This is a genomic window from Mesorhizobium sp. BR1-1-13, assembly GCF_020165515.1.
GTDB lineage: Bacteria > Pseudomonadota > Alphaproteobacteria > Rhizobiales > Rhizobiaceae > Mesorhizobium.
The window spans coordinates 216,594-233,837 of the sequence record NZ_JAIUIH010000008.1; the positions used below are offsets into that span (position 1 = coordinate 216,594).

Here is a 17,244-nt window from a genome sequence, read left to right on the forward strand (position 1 = left end):
CGATGCCGGCCGGATTGGTTGTAGGGTCAACGCCTGCAGACGCGGACTCTCTCGATGACCCGATGGTGATGGCGCCAGTGCTTGATCACCTCGGTGTGGCAGCGACGATGACCGTAGTAACGCGGACGGTAGCTCTCGTCATACATGCTGTAGCGGCGATAGTAGCCATCATCGTCGGAATAATCGCGATAATGGTGACGATATCTGGGAACATAATAATCGTCGTCATAGCCGTTGCCGATGCCAAGCGTGATGCTGGCGGCATTTGCCGGAGCCATCACGGCCACCGCCGAAGCGACGGCAATGATGGACGCGAGCAAGAGTTTCTTCATGACAACCTCCTCTAAGGTCCCACTAATAAACGCTGCGGGCTCGGCCGTGTTCCCGTAAACCGGTAAAGCAATGTTTCGCCCCGGCGTGTGCCGTGACGGGGAGAGCATCGGCGGCAGGGCGTCTGGCAGGCGTGTCAGTATGGTCTCGCAATCTTTGAACCCTTGGCGCAGCCGTTCATTACCCCGGCATGCAACCAGCAAGGGAGATCCGATCATGTACATCATCCTTGGAGGCACCGGCCATGTCGGTTCCGCTGCCGCGATCGCCTTGTTGCGGCGGGGCGAATCCGTGACCGTGGTGGCGCGCGACGCGGCCAAGGCCGCCTGGCTGGTCGAGCAGGGCGCCGAAGCGGCGGAGGCGGATGTGGGTGACAGCGATAGCCTGCGCGACGTGCTGCGGCGGGGCAGGCGGGCGTTCGTGCTCAACCCGCCGGCCGATCCCGCCACCGACACCGATGCCGAGGAGCGCCGGACGGTGGCGGCGATCGTCGGAGCGCTCGAAGGATCGGGGCTGGAGAAGATCGTGGCGCAATCCACCTATGGCGCTCAAACCGGCGAGCGGGTCGGCGACCTCACCGTCCTGCACGAGCTGGAAGAGAGGCTCGACCGGCAGCCCATTCCCGCCAGCATCATCCGGGCGGCCTACTATATGAGCAACTGGAATCCCTCGCTGGAGACGGCCAAGCGCGAGGGCGTGGTCAACACGTTGTTGCCGCCCGGTTTCAAGCTGCCGATGGTGGCGCCGCGGGACCTTGGCGAGGCGGCCGCCCGCCTGCTCGTTGAGCCGGCCGGCCAGACCGGCATGCACAATGTCGAAGGGCCGTCGCGCTATTCGGCGCAAGATGTCGCGGCGGCCTTCGGCGAGGCGCTGGGCAAGGAGGTGCGCGTGGCCCCGGTGCCGCGCGAGCGCTGGGTGGAGACCTTCCAAAAGATGGGATTTTCGCCGCAAGCGGCGCAATCCTACGCGCGCATGACGCAGGTTACGGTGGACACCACGTATGATCCGCCAACGAAGCCCGAGCGGGGGGCCGTGACGCTGGAGCGCTATGTCAGGGAGCTGGTGGAGGGCTAATTGGCGCTGGTCTGCCGGTGGACGGGCGGAACATTGGTCGAAGAGCAGACCGTGCCTTTCGGTCCATAAAAGCAAGGCCAATTTGGGTCGGTGACATGCGTGCCGATGAAATTGCCTTGCCACGCCACGAATGCCAACGCCAACAACACAAAAACCACCGCTATCACAATGCCGCCGACGTCCCGGCGCGGCATATAAGGCCAAACTGGAAGTCGAAGCCCCATGGCGGATGTCCCTTCATCAGGGATGTAGGTTGAACAGCGCCTTGCCGTCAATGAGAAGGGATGCGCCGCCGTCTTTGTTGCGACCGCAATAAAGACTTCAAGGTCAGCTAGGCTGTGGTGTTGCCGGTTCCGCCCTGCTTTCCTAACCTCCCCATTCGCACCGCCAGAAACTCCACGAAGAGCCGCGCCCGTACCGGCAATTGCCGGCCGAAGGCGTGCACGATGTGCACCGGCATGGTCGGCATCGGCACGTCGGGCAGGATGCGGACCAGGCGGCCGGTCTCGAGGTCGTCCTGCACGGCGACCTGCATAAGATGGGCGATGCCGGCGCCGGCCAGCGCGGCGTGGCGGATGGCCCCGCCGTCGTCGGTGTCGAGGCGGCCGTCCGGGATGATCCGCGTGCCGTCGGCAAAGGTGACGGGCAGGGGCCGGCCGCCTGAGAGATAGCGGATGAAGTCGTGGCTGCGCAAATCAGCGGTCGAGGCCGGAAAGCCTCGACGCCGGACATAGGCTGGCGCGGCAACCAGCACGATCGGCAGGGAGGCTACCCTGCGGGCGGTCAGCCCGGTGTCGACCAACGCGCCCATGCGCACCGCCACATCGTAGTTCTCGCGGATCAGGTCGGCGTGGCGGTCGGTGACGCTGAGCTCCAGCTTCACCTTGGGCTGCTCGGCGAGGAAGCTTTCGGCCCATGAGGCAATCAGGGCGCGGCCGAGCTCGACGGGGGCGGTGACGCGCAGCAGGCCGCGCGCGGTGCCGGCGCTCTGCACGATGTCCTGCGCATCGTCGAGCGCCCTCAGCAACGGCGCCACCCGCTCGTAATAGGCGATGCCTTCGCTGGTCAACCCGAGCCGCCGGGTCGAGCGCTGGATGAGCTTTGCGCCCAACCGCCGCTCGAGCCTGGCGACGCTCTTCGACACGGCCGAGGGGCTGGAGCCGATCAGCCGGCTGGCGGCCTGGAAGGAGCCCGCATCGACCGTGCGCACGAAGGCGACGAGGCCGGCGGTCTTTTCGAGGATGGTGGTCATGGGTCATTCCGGAATTTCAGGCATGAAAGAAGCGATCGAGCGGACCCTAATACGCTTTTTCGTCGCGCCTAAATACCGCTGGTCATCACAGAAGGAGAGAATTGATGAGCAGTCTGAACGGCAAGGTCGCCATCGTCACCGGCGCGTCCAAAGGCATCGGCGCCGCCATCGCCAAGGGGCTGGCCGCGGCCGGCGCCGCGGTGGTGGTCAATTTTGCCTCGTCGCGGGAAGCGGCCGAGCGTGTCGTCGCGGCGATCACGGATGCCGGCGGCCGGGCGGTGGCGGTGAAGGGCGACGTCGCTGTCGCCGCCGATGTGCGTGGCCTGTTCGAGACGGCGAAGTCGTCCTTTGGCGGGCTCGACATACTGGTCAACAATGCCGGCGTGTTCCGGTTCGAGCCGCTGGAGGCGGTGACCGAGGCCGAGTTCCACCGCCAATTCGACACCAATGTGCTGGGCATCGTGCTGGCCATCCAGGAGGCGGCGAAGCAGTTCGGGCCGCAAGGCGGCAGCATCATCAACATCTCCTCGATCGCGAGCTTCAATCCGCAGCCCAGTTCGCTGGTCTATGCCGCCACCAAGGCGGCGGTGGATTCGATCACGCTGTCGATGTCGCGAGAGCTCGGCGCCCGCCGCATCCGCGTCAATTCCATCGCGCCGGGCGGCGTCTACACCGAAGGGCTGCGGCGCACCGGCGTCGTCGGCGGCGAGGCGGAGGCGCGTATCGTCGGGCTGACGCCGCTCGGCCGCTTCGGCCAGCCCGAGGATATCGCGCGCGTGGCGGTATTCCTGGCCTCCGACGAGGCCTCGTGGCTGACCGGCGAGCGGATCGCGGCGTCGGGCGGGTGGCGGTAGAGAGCGGGTGGTGCTTTTGCCTTCTCCCCTCGTGGGAGAAGGTGGATCGGCGCGTAGCGCCGAGACGGATGAGGGGTGTTGGACGGAGTGAGACGTCGGTGTTTTCTGGAGCACCCCTCATCCGTCGCCTGCGGCGACACCTTCTCCCACAAGGGAGAAGGGGAAGCTAATGCCCTAGAACAGCGCCTTCTCCAGCGGCTTCTCCAGCGTCTCGGCGAAAGCGGTCGCCAGATGGTGGCGGTCACGGAAGGCGATCTTGCCGCCGATGAAGACATGGCAGGTGGTCTGGTTGCAGAACTGGTCGGTCATATCGACATAGCGGGCGTTCGGAATGCTGCGCACGACGTCGCGCTCCACCGCGGCCATGGCGTCGTTGGCGGCATAGGCGCGCGTCTGGTCGCAGAGCGAGGGCGTGTCGCCGCGCCACAGCGCACGCGCCACGCAGGTGTCGACCTGCTCGTCGTTGAAGGGCACGTCGCGGATGAAGGCGACCTTCAGCCCGGCCTTGCTGAACGTTTCCAGTGTCGAACGCAGGCCAGCCTTCCACTCCGCGTCCTGGTTGTCGGGCTCATCCTTGCCGGCGGCCATCTTGCGCGAACTGGTCAGGGCGATTTCCGAGATCACCACCAGGGCCGGCCTCAGCGCCAGGATCTCCTTGATCGACTGCTCGCGCCACTGGTCGCATTCGGCGTAGTCGCGCTTCAGCTTGCTCGACCATGTCGACAGCCGGGATGCCCGGCACGAGGATTTGAGCCAGGTAACCACCCGGTAATCGCGCTTTTCGGCTGCCTCGATCAGCGGCGTCGACCAGTGGTCGGCATGTGAATCGCCAAACAGCGCGATCGCGCCTTTCGCATCCTTGGCGCCAAACACGCAGGGCTTCGGGGTGACAGTCTCGTAGTCGAGCACGCAGCCGCCCCTGGCGCGCGCGGTGGATGGACGCGCCGCACTTTGGGCGATGACGCGCTGCTCCGGATCGAGTTCGTGAACGGCAAACTTGGCGTTGGCATAGGCCGCGACCACGCCAGCGCCGGTCAGCAGCGCCGCGGGCACGAGCGCGCGGGCGGCGCTCGCCATCAGCCAGCCGTTGCGGCGAACGGGGTTTTCGACGACGTGATAGGTGAAGATGGAGAGCATCAGCGTCAGTGCCAGGCAGGCAAACCTGTCCAGCCCGGAAAGCTCCGCGGTGACCATTCCCGCATAGACGATGACCGGCCAGTGCCAGAGATAGAGCGAATAGGAGAGCCTGCCGATCCATTGCATGGGCGGCAGCGACAGGACAGCCGTGGGGCCGCCGGCCAGCTTGCCACCCGCTTGGCGCTCGCCTGCCCCGCTGACCAGCAGCAGCACCGTGCCGACGACCGGCAGCAGCGCCAGCAGGCCAGGGAAGGGCAGCGCCTCGTCCAGCAGCAGATAGGCGGGCACGATCAGCGCCAGGCCGAGCCAGCCTTGCGCGGCGCGCAGCCGCGGGTGGTACCGGAGGAAATTTGCCGGCACCATCGTGGCAAGCCCGCCGGCGGCGAACTCCCAGGCCCGCAGCGGCGAGAAATAGAAAGCCCAGGGCGGCGAGACGTAGGTCAGCCAGGCGCAGACGGCGAACGACACCAGGCCGGTGACGCCGATGACCACGATAGCCGCGCGCCGTCCCGGCCGCAGCCATGCGGCGAGAACAAGCAGCGCCGGCCATGCGAGGTAGAACTGCTCCTCCACCGACAGCGACCAGAAATGGATGAACGGGTTGTTGGCGGCATCGGAGGCGAAATAGTCGAACGACCAGCGGATCAGCCACAAATTGATCATATAGGCCGAGGCAAACATCGCGCCCTTCGAATAGAGCGCCTGTTCCTCCGGCGACAGGATGAAGGCGCCGGCCAGCAGCGTGGCGAGGATGACGAACAGCGAGGCCGGCAGCAACCGCCGGGCGCGGCGGGCATAGAAGCGCCACAGGTTCAGCCGGCCGCTCTCGCCGATCTCCTGCAAAAGGTGTCTTGTGATGAGATAGCCGGAGATGACGAAGAAGATGTCGACGCCGGCAAAGCCGCCGGGCAGGGCTGTGAGGCCGAAATGATAGGCGACAACACCGGCTACCGCCAGTGCGCGCATTCCCTCGATATCGGGTCGGAACGATGCTGCCACGACAAATCCTTCGTGCAAGCCCAACCCGCGGCCATTGTCGACCGGGGTAGATCGTATCGCAATGCAACAAATTTTTCGCAATGCAACATAGCAGGAAAAAGGACGCTGGCGGGCCGAAAAGCTGACGCCGGCAAACAAAGACGCTTTCGCGCGTTCCAGGGCTGTCACGCGCTGGGACGGGCGCGTGCGAGTATCCTGGCGTTCAGATCGGCCATGACCATGGCCGACAAGATCGTGGTGCTGCATGATGGCCTGGTCGAGCAGGTCGGCGCGCCGCTCGACCTCTATGACCGGCCGGCCAATCTCTTCGTCGCCGGCTTCATCGGCTCGCCTGCCATGAACTTCATTCGCGGCCGCATCGAGGAAGGCATCTTCCGCAGCGCAGGTGGGCTGACCCTGCCGCTGCCGGCGCCGCTTCACCCGGCGCAGGTCCCGGGCGGGGAGTTGGTCTACGGCATCCGCCCCGAACACATCCGCGCCGGCAGCCAAGGCCTGCCGAGCAGCGTCACGCTGCTGGAAGCGACCGGCTCGGAGATATTCGCCAAGGTCGACTGCGGCGGCGAGGAGATAGACTGCCTTTTCCGCGAGCGGCTCGCGCTCAAGCAGGGCCAGCCGGTGCGCATCGAGATCGACCGCGCCTGCGCGCATCTGTTCGACGCCGAAACCGGCCGGCGCATCGGCGCATGACAACAGCCCCGGGGCCGGGGCTGTTCAGGATACGGGCTATAAAAGCCTGCTCGCCGCCGGTCTATTTGCTGCCGCCATTCGCCTTGACGCTGCTGCAGAACTCCGGATGGCTGTTGGCGGCGTTGGCGTCCTTGGCCTCATCGTCACAGGCCGTCATCATCATCTTCTGGTCTTCCGGAGTGAGCGCTTTCCACGCCTTCGTGAACTCGTCGCTGCTGCGCATCTTCTTCATACTGGAGTCGGTGTAGAAGGGCTGCATCTTGGCCGGGTCGTCAAGAGCCGACGTGCCCTTGTCCGCGGCGGCGAGGGCCGAGCCCGCGAGCATCGAAAGCGTCATCGCGCCGACGCAGATCATCTTGATGTTCATGATAGGATCCTTCCCTGTTGCTCTTCGACCGTCGAAGCAACGATCTTCAAAGAAACGGAAGGTTCGGAGGAAAGTTCCGGTTCGCCATGCCCGCCGACGGTCGGTCTGAAGAAATATATTCTTCAACGCCCGCGAAACTTTCCGCTTTTTTCTTCATTTGGCTGCATCGTTAGATTTGCAGCGGTCGGATTCGCGCATCCGCTGCCGCAGCCTTCTGTCGGCCCGGTTTCAGCCGGCGTCGCCGCTCTCGATCTCCTGGAGATAGAACGCCTTGCTGGGCTGCAAATGGTCGACGCAGAGCTGCGCCAGCACCCAATTGTCCCGGCGCTTGAGCGCCTCGATCATCATTGCGTGGTGCTGGCGCGAGATGTCGAGCTTTTCCCTGTCGGCCAGCGAATTGGCCCGCACCGGCAGGCTGAGGCGCATGTAATGCTCGATCGAGGCCACCAGATAGGCATTGCCGCAGGCCGAGAACATGGTGAGATGGAAACGGTCATTGGCCTCGTGGATGCCGCGCAGATAGCCGCTCTCGACATGGCCGTTATAGATGCGGAGGATCTGCGTCAGCTCTTCGATCAGCGCGTCGCTCGCGGGAAGGCGGATCATCAGCGCCGCCTGGCGCTGCAGCATCTCGCGCACCTCGTAGATCTGCCGCACCTCGTCGGGCGACAGCCGCCGCACCATGGCGCCCTTGTTGCGCTCGCGCGTGACGACGCCTAGCCTTTCAAGCTGATAGAGCGCCTGTCGGATGGTATGGCGCGACACCGGGAAGCGGGCGAGCAGCACGTCCTCGACCAGGCGCGCGCCGGGCGCCAGCCTGCCGAAGATGATGTCTTCCTCCAGCGCGTGGACGATATCGGCTTCCTTGCCGCCATAATCGATCGTGTTGAGCATCGCGCTCCGTCGCGTTTCCGACAGCCTCATGGCAAGGGCCGCTCTTGCCGCCTTGCCATGGCGAAAAAAGAAAACCGGACCGCTTGGCCGGCCGGACCGATTGGCCCTGGGCCCGCCGGCTGCGCCGTTACCGCCGACGACCCCCTGCCGTTTGCCGAGTCTCAGCTTTCATAGGCGTTGCGCGTCGATTTCTCCCCGATGGGCCGGTCGAGGGTCGTCGCTGGCCATGCTTTTGTCAAGCGACGCGAAGGCGATGCGAAGGCCCGCCGATTTGCGCGGACCCAGCCACCCGTCAGTTCCTGTCCACCGGCTTGGAGCGCATGCGCGAGACCGTTTCGCGCTCGGCGCGCTTGGAGCGCAGCGGCGGCAGGCCGCGATCGATCAGGTCCATGTCCTCCAGCACCATGTCGCCCATGCGCTTGAAGGCGATATCGAGCGCGCCGGCGCGGTGGGCCGAGCGCAGGAAGCCGGGCAAGGCGCGCACCGGGTGGTCCCGCGCCAGCGGTTCTTCGGGGAAGACGTCGCTGGCGGCGAGGATATGGCCGCTCTTCACCGCTGCCATCAAAGCGGGGAAGTCGACCACGCCGGCGCGGCTGAGCAGGATGAAGGCCGCGCCTTTGCGCATCCTGGCGAAGGCGTCGGCGCCGAGGAAGCCCTGATTCTCGCTGGTCACCGAGGCGACGACGAAGACGAAGTCGCTGGCGGACAGCACCTCGTCCATCGAGGCCGGCTCGACGCCATTGTCGATGAGGATCGACGGCGGCAGCCAGGGATCGAAGACTTTTGTCCTGGTGCGGAAACCCGACAGCAGCCGGTTCAGCGCGCGGCCGAGATCGCCGAAGCCGATGATGCCGACATCGGCGCCGGACAAAAGCCGCGCCGTCCGGTTGCCGTCGCCGCCCCATAATTCCTTGCCCTCACGGAAGGCGAGGTCGGCATCGACGATGCCGCGGGCGAGGTTGAGCGCCATGGCAAGACCGAGCTCGGCCACCGGCTCGGCGAACACCAGGCCGGTGGTGACGACATGGATGCCGCGCGCGAACAGCGTCTCATAAGGCATGTTGTCGATGAGGTTGCTCTCGACATTGAAGACGCAGCGCAGCGCCTTCATCTTCTCCAGCGTCTCGGCCGCGATCGGCGGCTGGCCGACGATGTAGCGGGCCTCGGCCAGCACATCGGCCGGCAGGTTCGCCACGCCGTCCGGCGTCGTCTCGACGATGCGATATTTCGCCTTGAAGCGCGCCAGCTGCGGCGGCGTGAAGATGAGGTCGAGCGTGCGTGGTTCGGGCGCGCTGATGACCAGCGGCAAGGCGCTGTCGGACATGGTGAATTCCTCCCGGCGCGATCGTCTGGCGCCCTTCTGCACGCAATCTATCCCGGATTAAACGACTTACAACTGCATCCAGAGGAGGAAAATTTCGCGACAAGAAAGGCGGGATTGCGGCTGGGGCAAGGGGCCGTTCTTGCACAAGGGCCCAAAAAAAGGGAAAGGGAATGCGCTTCTGGCGCCGCAACCAACCTTCGCGCCATACGTTGATCGATGCCGGACCGATTCCGGCTTACTCCAGAGCCTCACCCCGCCGGCCTTGACTGGCGGGGGCTTTTTGCCGGGAGGGCCGTATCGACCTTGTGCGCAGGTCGTCAGCGCCTGGCGTTCCTTTGCTTCCAGCGCGGCGCGATCGCGGAACCGTCGATGAATTCAAGGCCGCCCGCCTCGTTGAGCGTGTGCAGCTTGCGCCCGCTCCATAGCGCGCCAGGCGTCAAGATGGTCTCGACAACCTGGCTCATGCCGTCCAAATCGAGGTGAACAATGCGTGCGATGCCGAGCGCCGCGCCATAGCTCCTGCGGCAGTCCTGCACGGGGCGCAGCAATTGGCCCCCGCGTTGTACCATGCGGCCCGCCGGCCGCGCCGAGGCGATGTCGATCAGCACGGGGTTCTTGGGGTGCGGCGTCCACGGCCCGCGAAAGTCCGGCGCTGACCACAGATGCAGCGCATCGGAAAACGCGCCGCCGCCGTCCCTGACGGTGGCGAACAGCCACCATCGCCCGCCATGCTCGACCAGGGTGGCGTCGCTGGCGACGATATCTGACAGCAGCGTCGCTTCCTTGACCCAGCCACCAGGGAAGGCGGTGGCACGGTAGAGGTCGACCGTGCGGTTGGCGCAGCTCTCCGGCACCATCCAGACTTCGCCGTCGCGCTCGAAGACGAACGGATAGGACAGGTGATAGGGCAGGTCGAGCACCGGTTCCGGGCGGCCGATCGGCCCCGACGGGCCGAACGGCACGGCGGAGATGATGGCCCGGCCCAGACGGTGGATATAGTCCTCGACGAACAGGGTCACCTTGCCCTGATGCAGGACCGGGAACGGGTCGGCATAGAAGCGGCTGCCGTCGTCGGGCAGCACCTGCCAGCCCGTTGCCGGGTGCGCGCGCAGGTCGAGCAGGTCCTGCCCCTGCGTTTGCCGCCAGCCGACCTTCCAGTGCGGGGCGTTGTAGCAGAGATGATAGATCTTCTGGACGACGCGCCGCGCCAGCATCTTGCCGGCCCTGACGCCAAGCTTGGCGGGGGACGGCATGGCGGGCGCGGCATTGCCGTGCGCCGGCTCCGGCAGGATGGGGAGAGCGTGCCGCGCCGCGCCGGTCATCGCCGCCAGGATCAGGCTCGCGGTGCGCGCCAGCATATCCTGGAACGAGGCAAGCGCGATGCCGCCATATTCGGTGCCCAGGCGGCCTTCGGCGATGTTCGTGCCGTTTTCCGCGATGCGGGCAATCGGCGTTCGCCCATCGAGGATCAGCGCCAGCAGGGCCGCTTCGCCCGCGGCGCCGTCATAGGTCACGCGCCAGACGCGTGTTCCTTCGCGCTGCACGTCGCCGCAGAGGTCGATCACCAGATCGGGCCCCACCGGCGGCGCCCGATAGGGCGCGAGCGCCGAAAGCGGCAGGCGTTTCGCCAGCCCGTTCGCCGATAGGCCATGGATGGCCATCTCCAGCTGAAACAGCGCCGCGGCGCTGGGTGGTATGCCGCCCTCGGCCGGCCTGAGATCGACGGAGACCTCGACATGCGCCAGCGCCGCCAAGCGCTCCAGCAGCGTCAGGTGGAAGGCACGGAGGCATTCGCTGTCCAGGCGCAGGCTCACCTGCATGTCGCATCCTCATCGTTGTGATGTTCGATATTGGGCCAGTGTTTGGACGCGGGAAACGGCCGGACGAATGAAGCGTTGCCCCATTCCATGTCGTTTCCCCGTTGCCCGCGCCGTTCCAACACCCGTGCCTCTTCTAGGCAAACTCCGTGCCAAAAATCACAAGAGCTCTCAATATAATTAACAGTGTTTTAACAGTTGGAAGCATAGCTAAGACAAAGCCGCAATTTGATCTTTGCAGGCGCATGGAGTGTTGTCGGAGCGACCCTTGCAATCATCCCTGCTCTCGTTGCCGCAACAATACGCTCCGGAGGCGATGCAATACGCGCCCGAAGCGGTGCCGTTGGCGCCGTCCTACCCGGCCTCGACCGTCGAGCTGGGCGACGTGAAGCGCATACTGGTGCGCCGCCGTTTCCTCATCTTTGCCATCACCGCGCTGCTGACCCTCGGCGCCCTGCTCTATGGGCTTTTGACGCCGGCGCTCTACAGCTCGGCGGCGGAAATCATCATCGATCCGCAAGACCTGCAGGTGGTCAGCAACGACGTCAATCCGAGCCAGGTGCCGCCCGACGGCGGCATAACCCGTGTGGAAAGCCAGGTCAGCGTCGTCCAGTCGACGGGGGTGCTGCTCAGGGCCATCAAGGCGACCAACCTGACCGAGGATCCTGAATTCAACGGGCAGGGCATGCTGGGCCGCTTACTTGGCGGATTGCTGGGCTCGGGGTCGGGCGAAGCCGACAAGACGGCCAAGACGCTCGATGCGTTGCGCGCCCGCCTGGCGGTGCGGCGAGCGGACAAGGTGCTGGTCATCGAGGTGATTGTTACGACCAAGAACGCCGAGAAGTCGGCGATGCTGGCCAATGCGATCGCGCAGGCCTATCTGGCGGATCAGGCGAGCTCACGCGCGCGGATGGCCAAGGACGCTTCGGACGCCATCGCCGCGCGACTGGATGAGCAGCGCAAGCGCGTCCAGCAGGCCGAGAATGCCGTCGAGGCCTATAGGTCCGCCAACAACATGGTGATGGCGGCGGGCAATCTGGTCAGCGACCAGGAACTGACCGAGCTCAATACGCAGCTTTCGGCGGCGCAAAGCCGCACCGCGGCGCTGAAGGCGCAGGTCGACCAGTTGCGCAGGTCGGGCGGTGCGCCGGACGCGACCTCGGAAGCGATGCGCTCCTCGGTGATTTCGAGCCTCAGGGCGCAGGAGGCGACGCTTGTCGACAAGGTATCGCAGTTCGGCACGGAACTTGGGCCACGCCATCCCTCGATGATCGCGGCGCAGCAGCAACTGCGCGACACGCGTGCGCTGATCGCGCGAGAGCTCGGCCGCATCGGGGCGGCTGCCGAGACCGACTACGAGCGGGCGCTGGCCAACCAGCAGGCGCTGGAGGCCAAGGTCGCCGGCATGAAGGCCAAGTCGCTCGATACGGACCAGGCTTCGGTCAGGCTGCGCGAGCTGCAGCGCGATCTCGAGGCCGTCCGCTCCGTCTATGCCAACTATCTGCAGCGTGTGCAGGAGACGCGCGAGCAGATCAATGTCGACAGCACCAATGCGCGGATCATCTCCAGCGCCATGCCGGCCCTGAAGAAGAGCTGGCCGCCGCTGTCGCTGCTTGTCCTGGGCGCGCTCTTCGGCGGCCTGGGGCTCGGCACCGGCCTGGCGCTGATCGCGGAATATTCCTCGCCCACGGTGCTTTCCAGCGCGCAGATGCAATCGGCCATCGACGCGCCGGTGCTTGGCGTGGTGCCGGCAAAATCGGGCAACGCGCGTCGCTGGTGGCCCTTCGGCGGCACGGCCGCCGCGGCCAGCCAGAAGACGGACGCGGTTGTGGGGCTGGCGCTGAGGCGCATGTTCTCGTCGGGCCGGCGCCCGCCGGACTGGCCGCTGGTGCCGTCCATATTGGTGACGTCGCCGCCCGAGGACGCCGCGCATCGCGGCAGGGTGGCGCGCTTGCTGGCCAATGCCGCGGCCGCCCGGGGCGGCCGTATCCTGTTCATCGATACCAATGCCGGCGGCGGCCAGAAAGATCAGCAGCCGGGCGTGCTCGACGTGCTGCGCGGCGAATACGGCATCGAGGCGTTGAGCCAGTATACGCCCGGCAGCAATGTCGCGCTTTTGGGCAGGGGCCGGTCAAAGGCCGTCTTCCAGGAAGCGCAGGGCGTCTATTTTGCCCAGCAGATGTTGGCCCAGGCGGGCCGCAACTTCGAACTCGTCGTCATCGATGGCGGCGCGCTGGCCGACAATCTCAATGCCTCGCCGCTGGTAGCGATGGCCGACGAAATCCTGCTCGTCGCCACGCTGAACTCGACGCCGATGCGCGATGTAGCGGCGGCCTCGCAGGCCATTTCCGTCATGGGGCGGTTGCCGACCGGCGCCTTGCTGGTCGACGAGGCGGCCTGACATGGCCGCCGTCCGGCCCGCCAGCCCGGCAGCCGGCTGGGCCGCGCCGGGTCAAGCCGCCGCCGCATCCCGCGCCGGCGGTTCCGTCGACTGGGTGACCCGCTTCGGCCTGGTCGTCATGGTGGCGGTGCTGTTCGCCGTTTCCGGCGGCATGCTATGGCTGGTGGGCTACAATTACGACGGCCTGCTCGGCAGTCCGGCCACCAAGATCCATCCGTCGACCTATCTCCTGGTGCTGGTGTTTGCCTGGCGTTCATGCACGTTCGGCAATCCGGTCGGCTATATGGTTGATGTCGCTGACCGGCGGCCGGCCAGTGCGCTGATGGCGGTCATCTCGATCGTGCTCCTGGTGGTGGTCGTCGTCAGGCATCGCCCGGGCATGGCGGGCATGGTCGATACGTTCGTGACGGCGGCGCTGCTGGTGCTGATGCTGGCCGAGGACGACGACCGGACCTTCGCGCGGCTGCAGACGGTCGTTCACGCGGTGATGTCGGCGAATGCGCTGCTGGCGCTGTTCGAATTCGCAAGCAAGACGCTGGTGTTTCCCTATAGGCTCGACGGTGAGGTGTTCACCGACCTGCGCTCGACCGCGCTTCAGGGCCACCCGCTGGCCAATGCCACGATCACCGCGGTCTATGTGCTGGCGCTGCTCTCCGGCTCACGGTCGCTGTCGATGCCGCTGCGGCTTGCGCTGATCGGCCTGCAAACCGCGGCGCTGGTCGCCTTCGGCGGACGCTCGGCGATGGTGACGACGCTCGTGCTCGGCGGCATCTATCTGCTTTTCAGCGGCGTTGCCTATCTGCGGCATGGACGCGTCAGCCTGCTGGGCGCGGCCCTTGCGGTCCTGCTCGCCACGCTGCTGCCGGTGGCGGTCGCCCTTCTCTTTTCCTACGGCTTCTTCGACGCCCTGCTGGAACGCTTCGTGTCCGACAGCGGCAGCGCCAATGCCCGCGTCGAAATGTTCGACCTCTTCAAGAATCTGGGGCTGGGCGACCTGATCGTGGGGCCTGATATCGATCTGATCGAAAGCATGCGCCGCATCAACGGCCTGGAACAAGGCATCGAGAACCCGATCATACGCATGGTGCTCTATCAGGGCGCCTTCTTTACCCTGCTTATGCTGTTCGGCTTCGTGCTGTTCATGCATGAGGTGGCACGCCGCTGCCATCCCGGCATCTGGCTGCCCATGCTGGGCTGGCTGATCCTGCTCAACACCTCCGAGACCCTCGCCTCCAAGACGACGCTGCTGACCAAGTTCGTGGTGCTGGCGCTGGTGCTGTACCGGCCGGCGCGGGTGGGAGGAAAGCGGCCTCGCGACATGCATGAACCCTCAACGTTGGTGGCTAGCGACAGGCCCTCGCGTCTTCGTCATCCTAGGGCGTAGCAGGAGCATGGCTCCGTCGCGGAGACCCTAGGATCCATGCCGTGACGGATATGAAGGATACCACGGTCCGGACCCTGCGTCTCGCGCGTCTCGTCCCGGTGGGCAGGGTAAAAGGAGAAGCGCTACCTCGACGCGCTATTGCTTTGCACCGCTGCGGCGCCGTGGTGTCGCGGCATGGATCCTAGGGTCTGCGCTGCGTCGCTTTGCTCCTTGCTTCGCCCTAGGATGACGAAGAAAGGAGGAAGCCACCTATCCCGGCATCGTCAGCCCGAGCGCCTCGACGATAGCGGGGTCCAGCGCGCGCGTTGTGTCGTCCATCATGCCCATGCCGTCGAAGAGGGCCCAGAAGGCCCAGGCAAAGCCGAACGACTCGGCGCTTTGCCTGACGTCGGCGATGTAGCGGGCGCGGTCGGGATTGGGCGCGGCGACATAGCGGGCATCGGTGCGCAGCGCGCCGAACTCGCCCATGACAATGCGTTCGGGCGCGATGTCATGGCTATCGGCCCAATCGCGCGCCTGGCTAAGATGTTTGTCGATGAACCAGCGGTCGGGCTGGGCGTCAAAATAGACCTTCAGCGCGCGCTCGGTTTCCGCGTAGGCGGCTTTCTTGTCCGCTTCGGACGTTTCGTTGTCCTCGGCCATGCGCGCCCGCACCGAAGCCAGCGTCGCCTCGAGCGAGCCGGCCGAGGCGGGCCACGGCACGTTGTTGAGCGAGCGGTAGACGGGTTCGTCCATCCAGGGCGCGCCCTGGTGGCTGAACAGATAGGGTTCGTAGAAATGGAAGGTGAACAGGATCGGTTCGAAGGGCGAGAGCGGCGCCGGATCGAGCGCGGTCAGCCCGCTCACCATAGAGCCGCAGCCGCCGGTCACGACCAGCGGCAGGGTAGCGGACGATGCCCTGGCTTCGGTCAGGAGCGCGAGCTGGACCTGAGACCAGACGTTGGACTCGCAGGATTGCTGCGGCTCGTTGACCGGCTCCAGCGCGACCTTGCCCGATGGAAACCGCGCCAGCCGGCCGGCGAGCTCGCCGATCAGCGTCCGATAGAGATCGAAGGCGGGCGCGGCGGTGCTGGAGACCATGCGGTCCGGATTCCAATAGTGGGTGGCGCTATTGGCCTGTACGTTGACGATGATGCCGAGGTCGGCGTCGAGGGCGGCGGTGACGGCCCGATCGAGCATCGCCAGCAAGCGGCCACGCGTGCCGGCATCGCCGGCCAGGAACGGGCCGGGATCGACCGGCAGGCGGATGAAATCGAGACCCGTCGCGCGCAGCCGGCGCAGATCGGCCGCCGTCGGGACCGGCCGCTGCTGGAATGGAGGCCAGTCGTAGTCGGTACGGGGTGCGGGGAATTCGCGGGTCAGCGAAAACCAGGGGAAGGCGTTGACGCCGCGCCGGAAGCGCCATTCGCCGGTGGCGGCCAGGCTGGACGACACGGGAGAAAGCGGCGCGAACAACGCAGCCGTGGACAGCGCCGCTCCGAGAACCCGCCGGCGCGACCACGTCGTCATGCGTGCGAGGGATGGTCGACCGGGACGGCCTCCCCGGCGACGACGCCGAGCAGCCGGAAGGCTTCATTCTCATAGGCCAGCAGCACGTCTTCCCAGCGGAAGGTTTCGCGGGCGCGCGCCCTGGCGGCCTCACCGCAACTCTCGACCAGGGCGTTGTCTTCGATGGCCCGATCGATCCGGCTGGCGCAAGTGCCGGTGTCGGTGAAATAGAGGGCGGCGGCGCCCGCGGTCCACCTGTTGTAGGGATTGTCATGGGCGATCACCATGTTGCCGGCCGCAAGCGCCTCGACCAATGACGGGTTGGTGCCGCCGACCGTGTGGCCATGCATATAGGCGCGCGCGTGGTACCGCAGCGCCTTCACTGTCGCCTGGTCATAGATGGCCCCGGGCAGAACCACCGAGCCGTTCGCGGCCTTGCGAATGGCGGCGTGATAGGGGATTTCATCCGAGAGCGTTCCAAGCACCACCAGCTTGATGTCGCGCTTTTTGCTGCAAAAGGCTTCGACGATCGGCAGGATGTTGTTGTCGGGCTCGATGCGCGCGATCGAGATCAGGTACTTTCCAGGTTCGAGCCCGAGCGCCCTGACCGGTGCCTCCGGCGCCGTCGTTACGGGATCGCCGCCATAGGGGATGGTGACGATCGCGCTGCGCGGCCGGCGTGTCGCCAAATGATCGGCGATGACAGGATGATCGGCGACGAGGCGATGCGAGGTCCAGGCGCCGATCCATTCGTTGAGCCAGAACCAGCTTCGCGCCGCCAGGCCCCATTTGGGGCGGCGCCATTCGATGCCGTCCATGTTGGTCATGATCTTGCGCCGCATCAGCCTGAGCCAAGTCAGGAAAAGCGCGCCATTGTAACCCAGGACGAGGCACACGCCGGGCCGCCGCACGGCATCGCGCACGCATTGCCAGTCGAATTCCAACGTCGCGCGCGGACCTTTCGAGGCGACCTGAATGTGGATGAGTTCGATGCCGCGCCAGGTTTCGCTGCGCACCCTGTGCTCGACCTGATCGACCTCGTCCTGGCAGTAAACGCCGACCCTCCAGCCGCGTCCGGCGAGGAAAAGCGCCAGCTTCTCGGCGAAGGTTTCAAAACCGCCATGGGCTGCGGGTATGCCGCGCGTTCCCAGGATCAGGATGGAGGGCTTTGATGTCATGGCCGACGGGACTTTCCGGAATGTTCACTGCACCAGAACCCACCCTGCAACTTCCAGC

14 protein-coding genes and 1 pseudogene are annotated in these 17,244 nt (G+C 65.8%); 5 read left to right on the forward strand and 10 right to left on the reverse strand.

Annotated elements, in window-relative coordinates:
• Positions 1-26: 26 nt before the first annotated feature.
• Positions 27-332, reverse strand: coding sequence for a hypothetical protein (locus tag LB533_RS19810; protein WP_224677991.1), 306 nt, complete (start codon positions 330-332; stop codon positions 27-29).
• A 214-nt stretch (positions 333-546) separates the two neighbouring features.
• On the opposite strand from LB533_RS19810, the gene LB533_RS19815 reads away from it, so the two are divergent.
• A complete protein-coding gene (locus LB533_RS19815; protein WP_224677992.1) occupies positions 547-1,404 on the forward strand; it encodes an NmrA family NAD(P)-binding protein in 858 nt (285 codons plus the stop codon).
• On the opposite strand, the gene LB533_RS19820 is transcribed toward LB533_RS19815, so the two are convergent.
• Together LB533_RS19820 and LB533_RS19825 are read right to left on the reverse strand one after the other, a co-directional pair.
• Positions 1,401-1,628 (reverse strand): hypothetical protein, encoded by a 228-nt coding sequence (locus tag LB533_RS19820; RefSeq protein ID WP_140642084.1) that lies wholly within the window; start codon positions 1,626-1,628, stop codon positions 1,401-1,403. The two genes, LB533_RS19815 and LB533_RS19820, sit on opposite strands and share 4 nt — an antisense overlap.
• 107 nt (positions 1,629-1,735) lie before the next feature.
• On the reverse strand, positions 1,736-2,656 hold the full coding sequence (locus tag LB533_RS19825; protein WP_224677993.1) for a LysR family transcriptional regulator: 921 nt from the start codon (positions 2,654-2,656) through the stop codon (positions 1,736-1,738).
• Between the two features lie 104 nt (positions 2,657-2,760).
• Between LB533_RS19825 and LB533_RS19830 the strand changes: the two genes are divergently transcribed.
• Positions 2,761-3,510 carry a glucose 1-dehydrogenase gene (locus LB533_RS19830; protein WP_224677994.1) on the forward strand — a complete coding sequence of 250 codons (750 nt, stop codon included), beginning with the start codon at positions 2,761-2,763 and terminating at the stop codon, positions 3,508-3,510.
• 174 nt (positions 3,511-3,684) lie between these two features.
• Here LB533_RS19830 and LB533_RS19835 read toward each other — a convergent pair whose 3' ends face one another.
• Positions 3,685-5,646, reverse strand: a complete 1,962-nt coding sequence (locus LB533_RS19835) for an acyltransferase family protein (protein WP_224677995.1) — start codon at positions 5,644-5,646, stop codon at positions 3,685-3,687.
• 210 nt (positions 5,647-5,856) lie between these two features.
• Here LB533_RS19835 and LB533_RS19840 point away from each other — a divergent pair.
• Positions 5,857-6,333: pseudogene (locus LB533_RS19840) on the forward strand (TOBE domain-containing protein); the annotation flags it as partial.
• 61 nt (positions 6,334-6,394) lie between these two features.
• On the opposite strand, the gene LB533_RS19845 reads toward LB533_RS19840, so the two are convergent.
• From LB533_RS19845 to LB533_RS19860, 4 genes are all read right to left on the reverse strand, one after another.
• On the reverse strand, positions 6,395-6,700 hold the full coding sequence (locus LB533_RS19845; protein ID WP_224677996.1) for a hypothetical protein: 306 nt from the start codon (positions 6,698-6,700) through the stop codon (positions 6,395-6,397).
• A 228-nt stretch (positions 6,701-6,928) separates the two neighbouring features.
• Positions 6,929-7,594 carry a GntR family transcriptional regulator gene (locus tag LB533_RS19850; RefSeq protein WP_140552325.1) on the reverse strand — a complete coding sequence of 222 codons (666 nt, stop codon included), beginning with the start codon at positions 7,592-7,594 and terminating at the stop codon, positions 6,929-6,931.
• A 292-nt stretch (positions 7,595-7,886) separates the two neighbouring features.
• Positions 7,887-8,918 carry a hydroxyacid dehydrogenase gene (locus tag LB533_RS19855; protein WP_140642706.1) on the reverse strand — a complete coding sequence of 344 codons (1,032 nt, stop codon included), beginning with the start codon at positions 8,916-8,918 and terminating at the stop codon, positions 7,887-7,889.
• A gap of 317 nt (positions 8,919-9,235) precedes the next feature.
• The gene (locus LB533_RS19860; protein ID WP_224677997.1) at positions 9,236-10,738 is read right to left on the reverse strand and encodes a formyl transferase; all 1,503 of its coding nucleotides are present in this window, start codon (positions 10,736-10,738) and stop codon (positions 9,236-9,238) included.
• Between the two features lie 265 nt (positions 10,739-11,003).
• On the opposite strand from LB533_RS19860, the gene LB533_RS19865 reads away from it, so the two are divergent.
• Complete coding sequence (locus LB533_RS19865; protein WP_224677998.1) at positions 11,004-13,136, forward strand: GumC family protein; 2,133 nt, start codon at positions 11,004-11,006, stop codon at positions 13,134-13,136.
• A gap of 1 nt (position 13,137) precedes the next feature.
• Positions 13,138-14,520: a VpsF family polysaccharide biosynthesis protein gene (locus LB533_RS19870; RefSeq protein WP_224677999.1), complete on the forward strand. Its 1,383-nt coding sequence runs from the start codon at positions 13,138-13,140 to the stop codon at positions 14,518-14,520.
• A gap of 249 nt (positions 14,521-14,769) precedes the next feature.
• On the opposite strand, the gene LB533_RS19875 is transcribed toward LB533_RS19870, so the two are convergent.
• On the reverse strand, positions 14,770-16,029 hold the full coding sequence (locus LB533_RS19875; RefSeq protein ID WP_224678000.1) for a glycoside hydrolase family 5 protein: 1,260 nt from the start codon (positions 16,027-16,029) through the stop codon (positions 14,770-14,772).
• Complete coding sequence (locus LB533_RS19880) at positions 16,026-17,186, reverse strand: DUF1972 domain-containing protein (RefSeq protein WP_224678001.1); 1,161 nt, start codon at positions 17,184-17,186, stop codon at positions 16,026-16,028. Before LB533_RS19880 ends, LB533_RS19875 begins: the two co-directional genes overlap by 4 nt.
• Positions 17,187-17,244 lie beyond the last annotated feature (58 nt).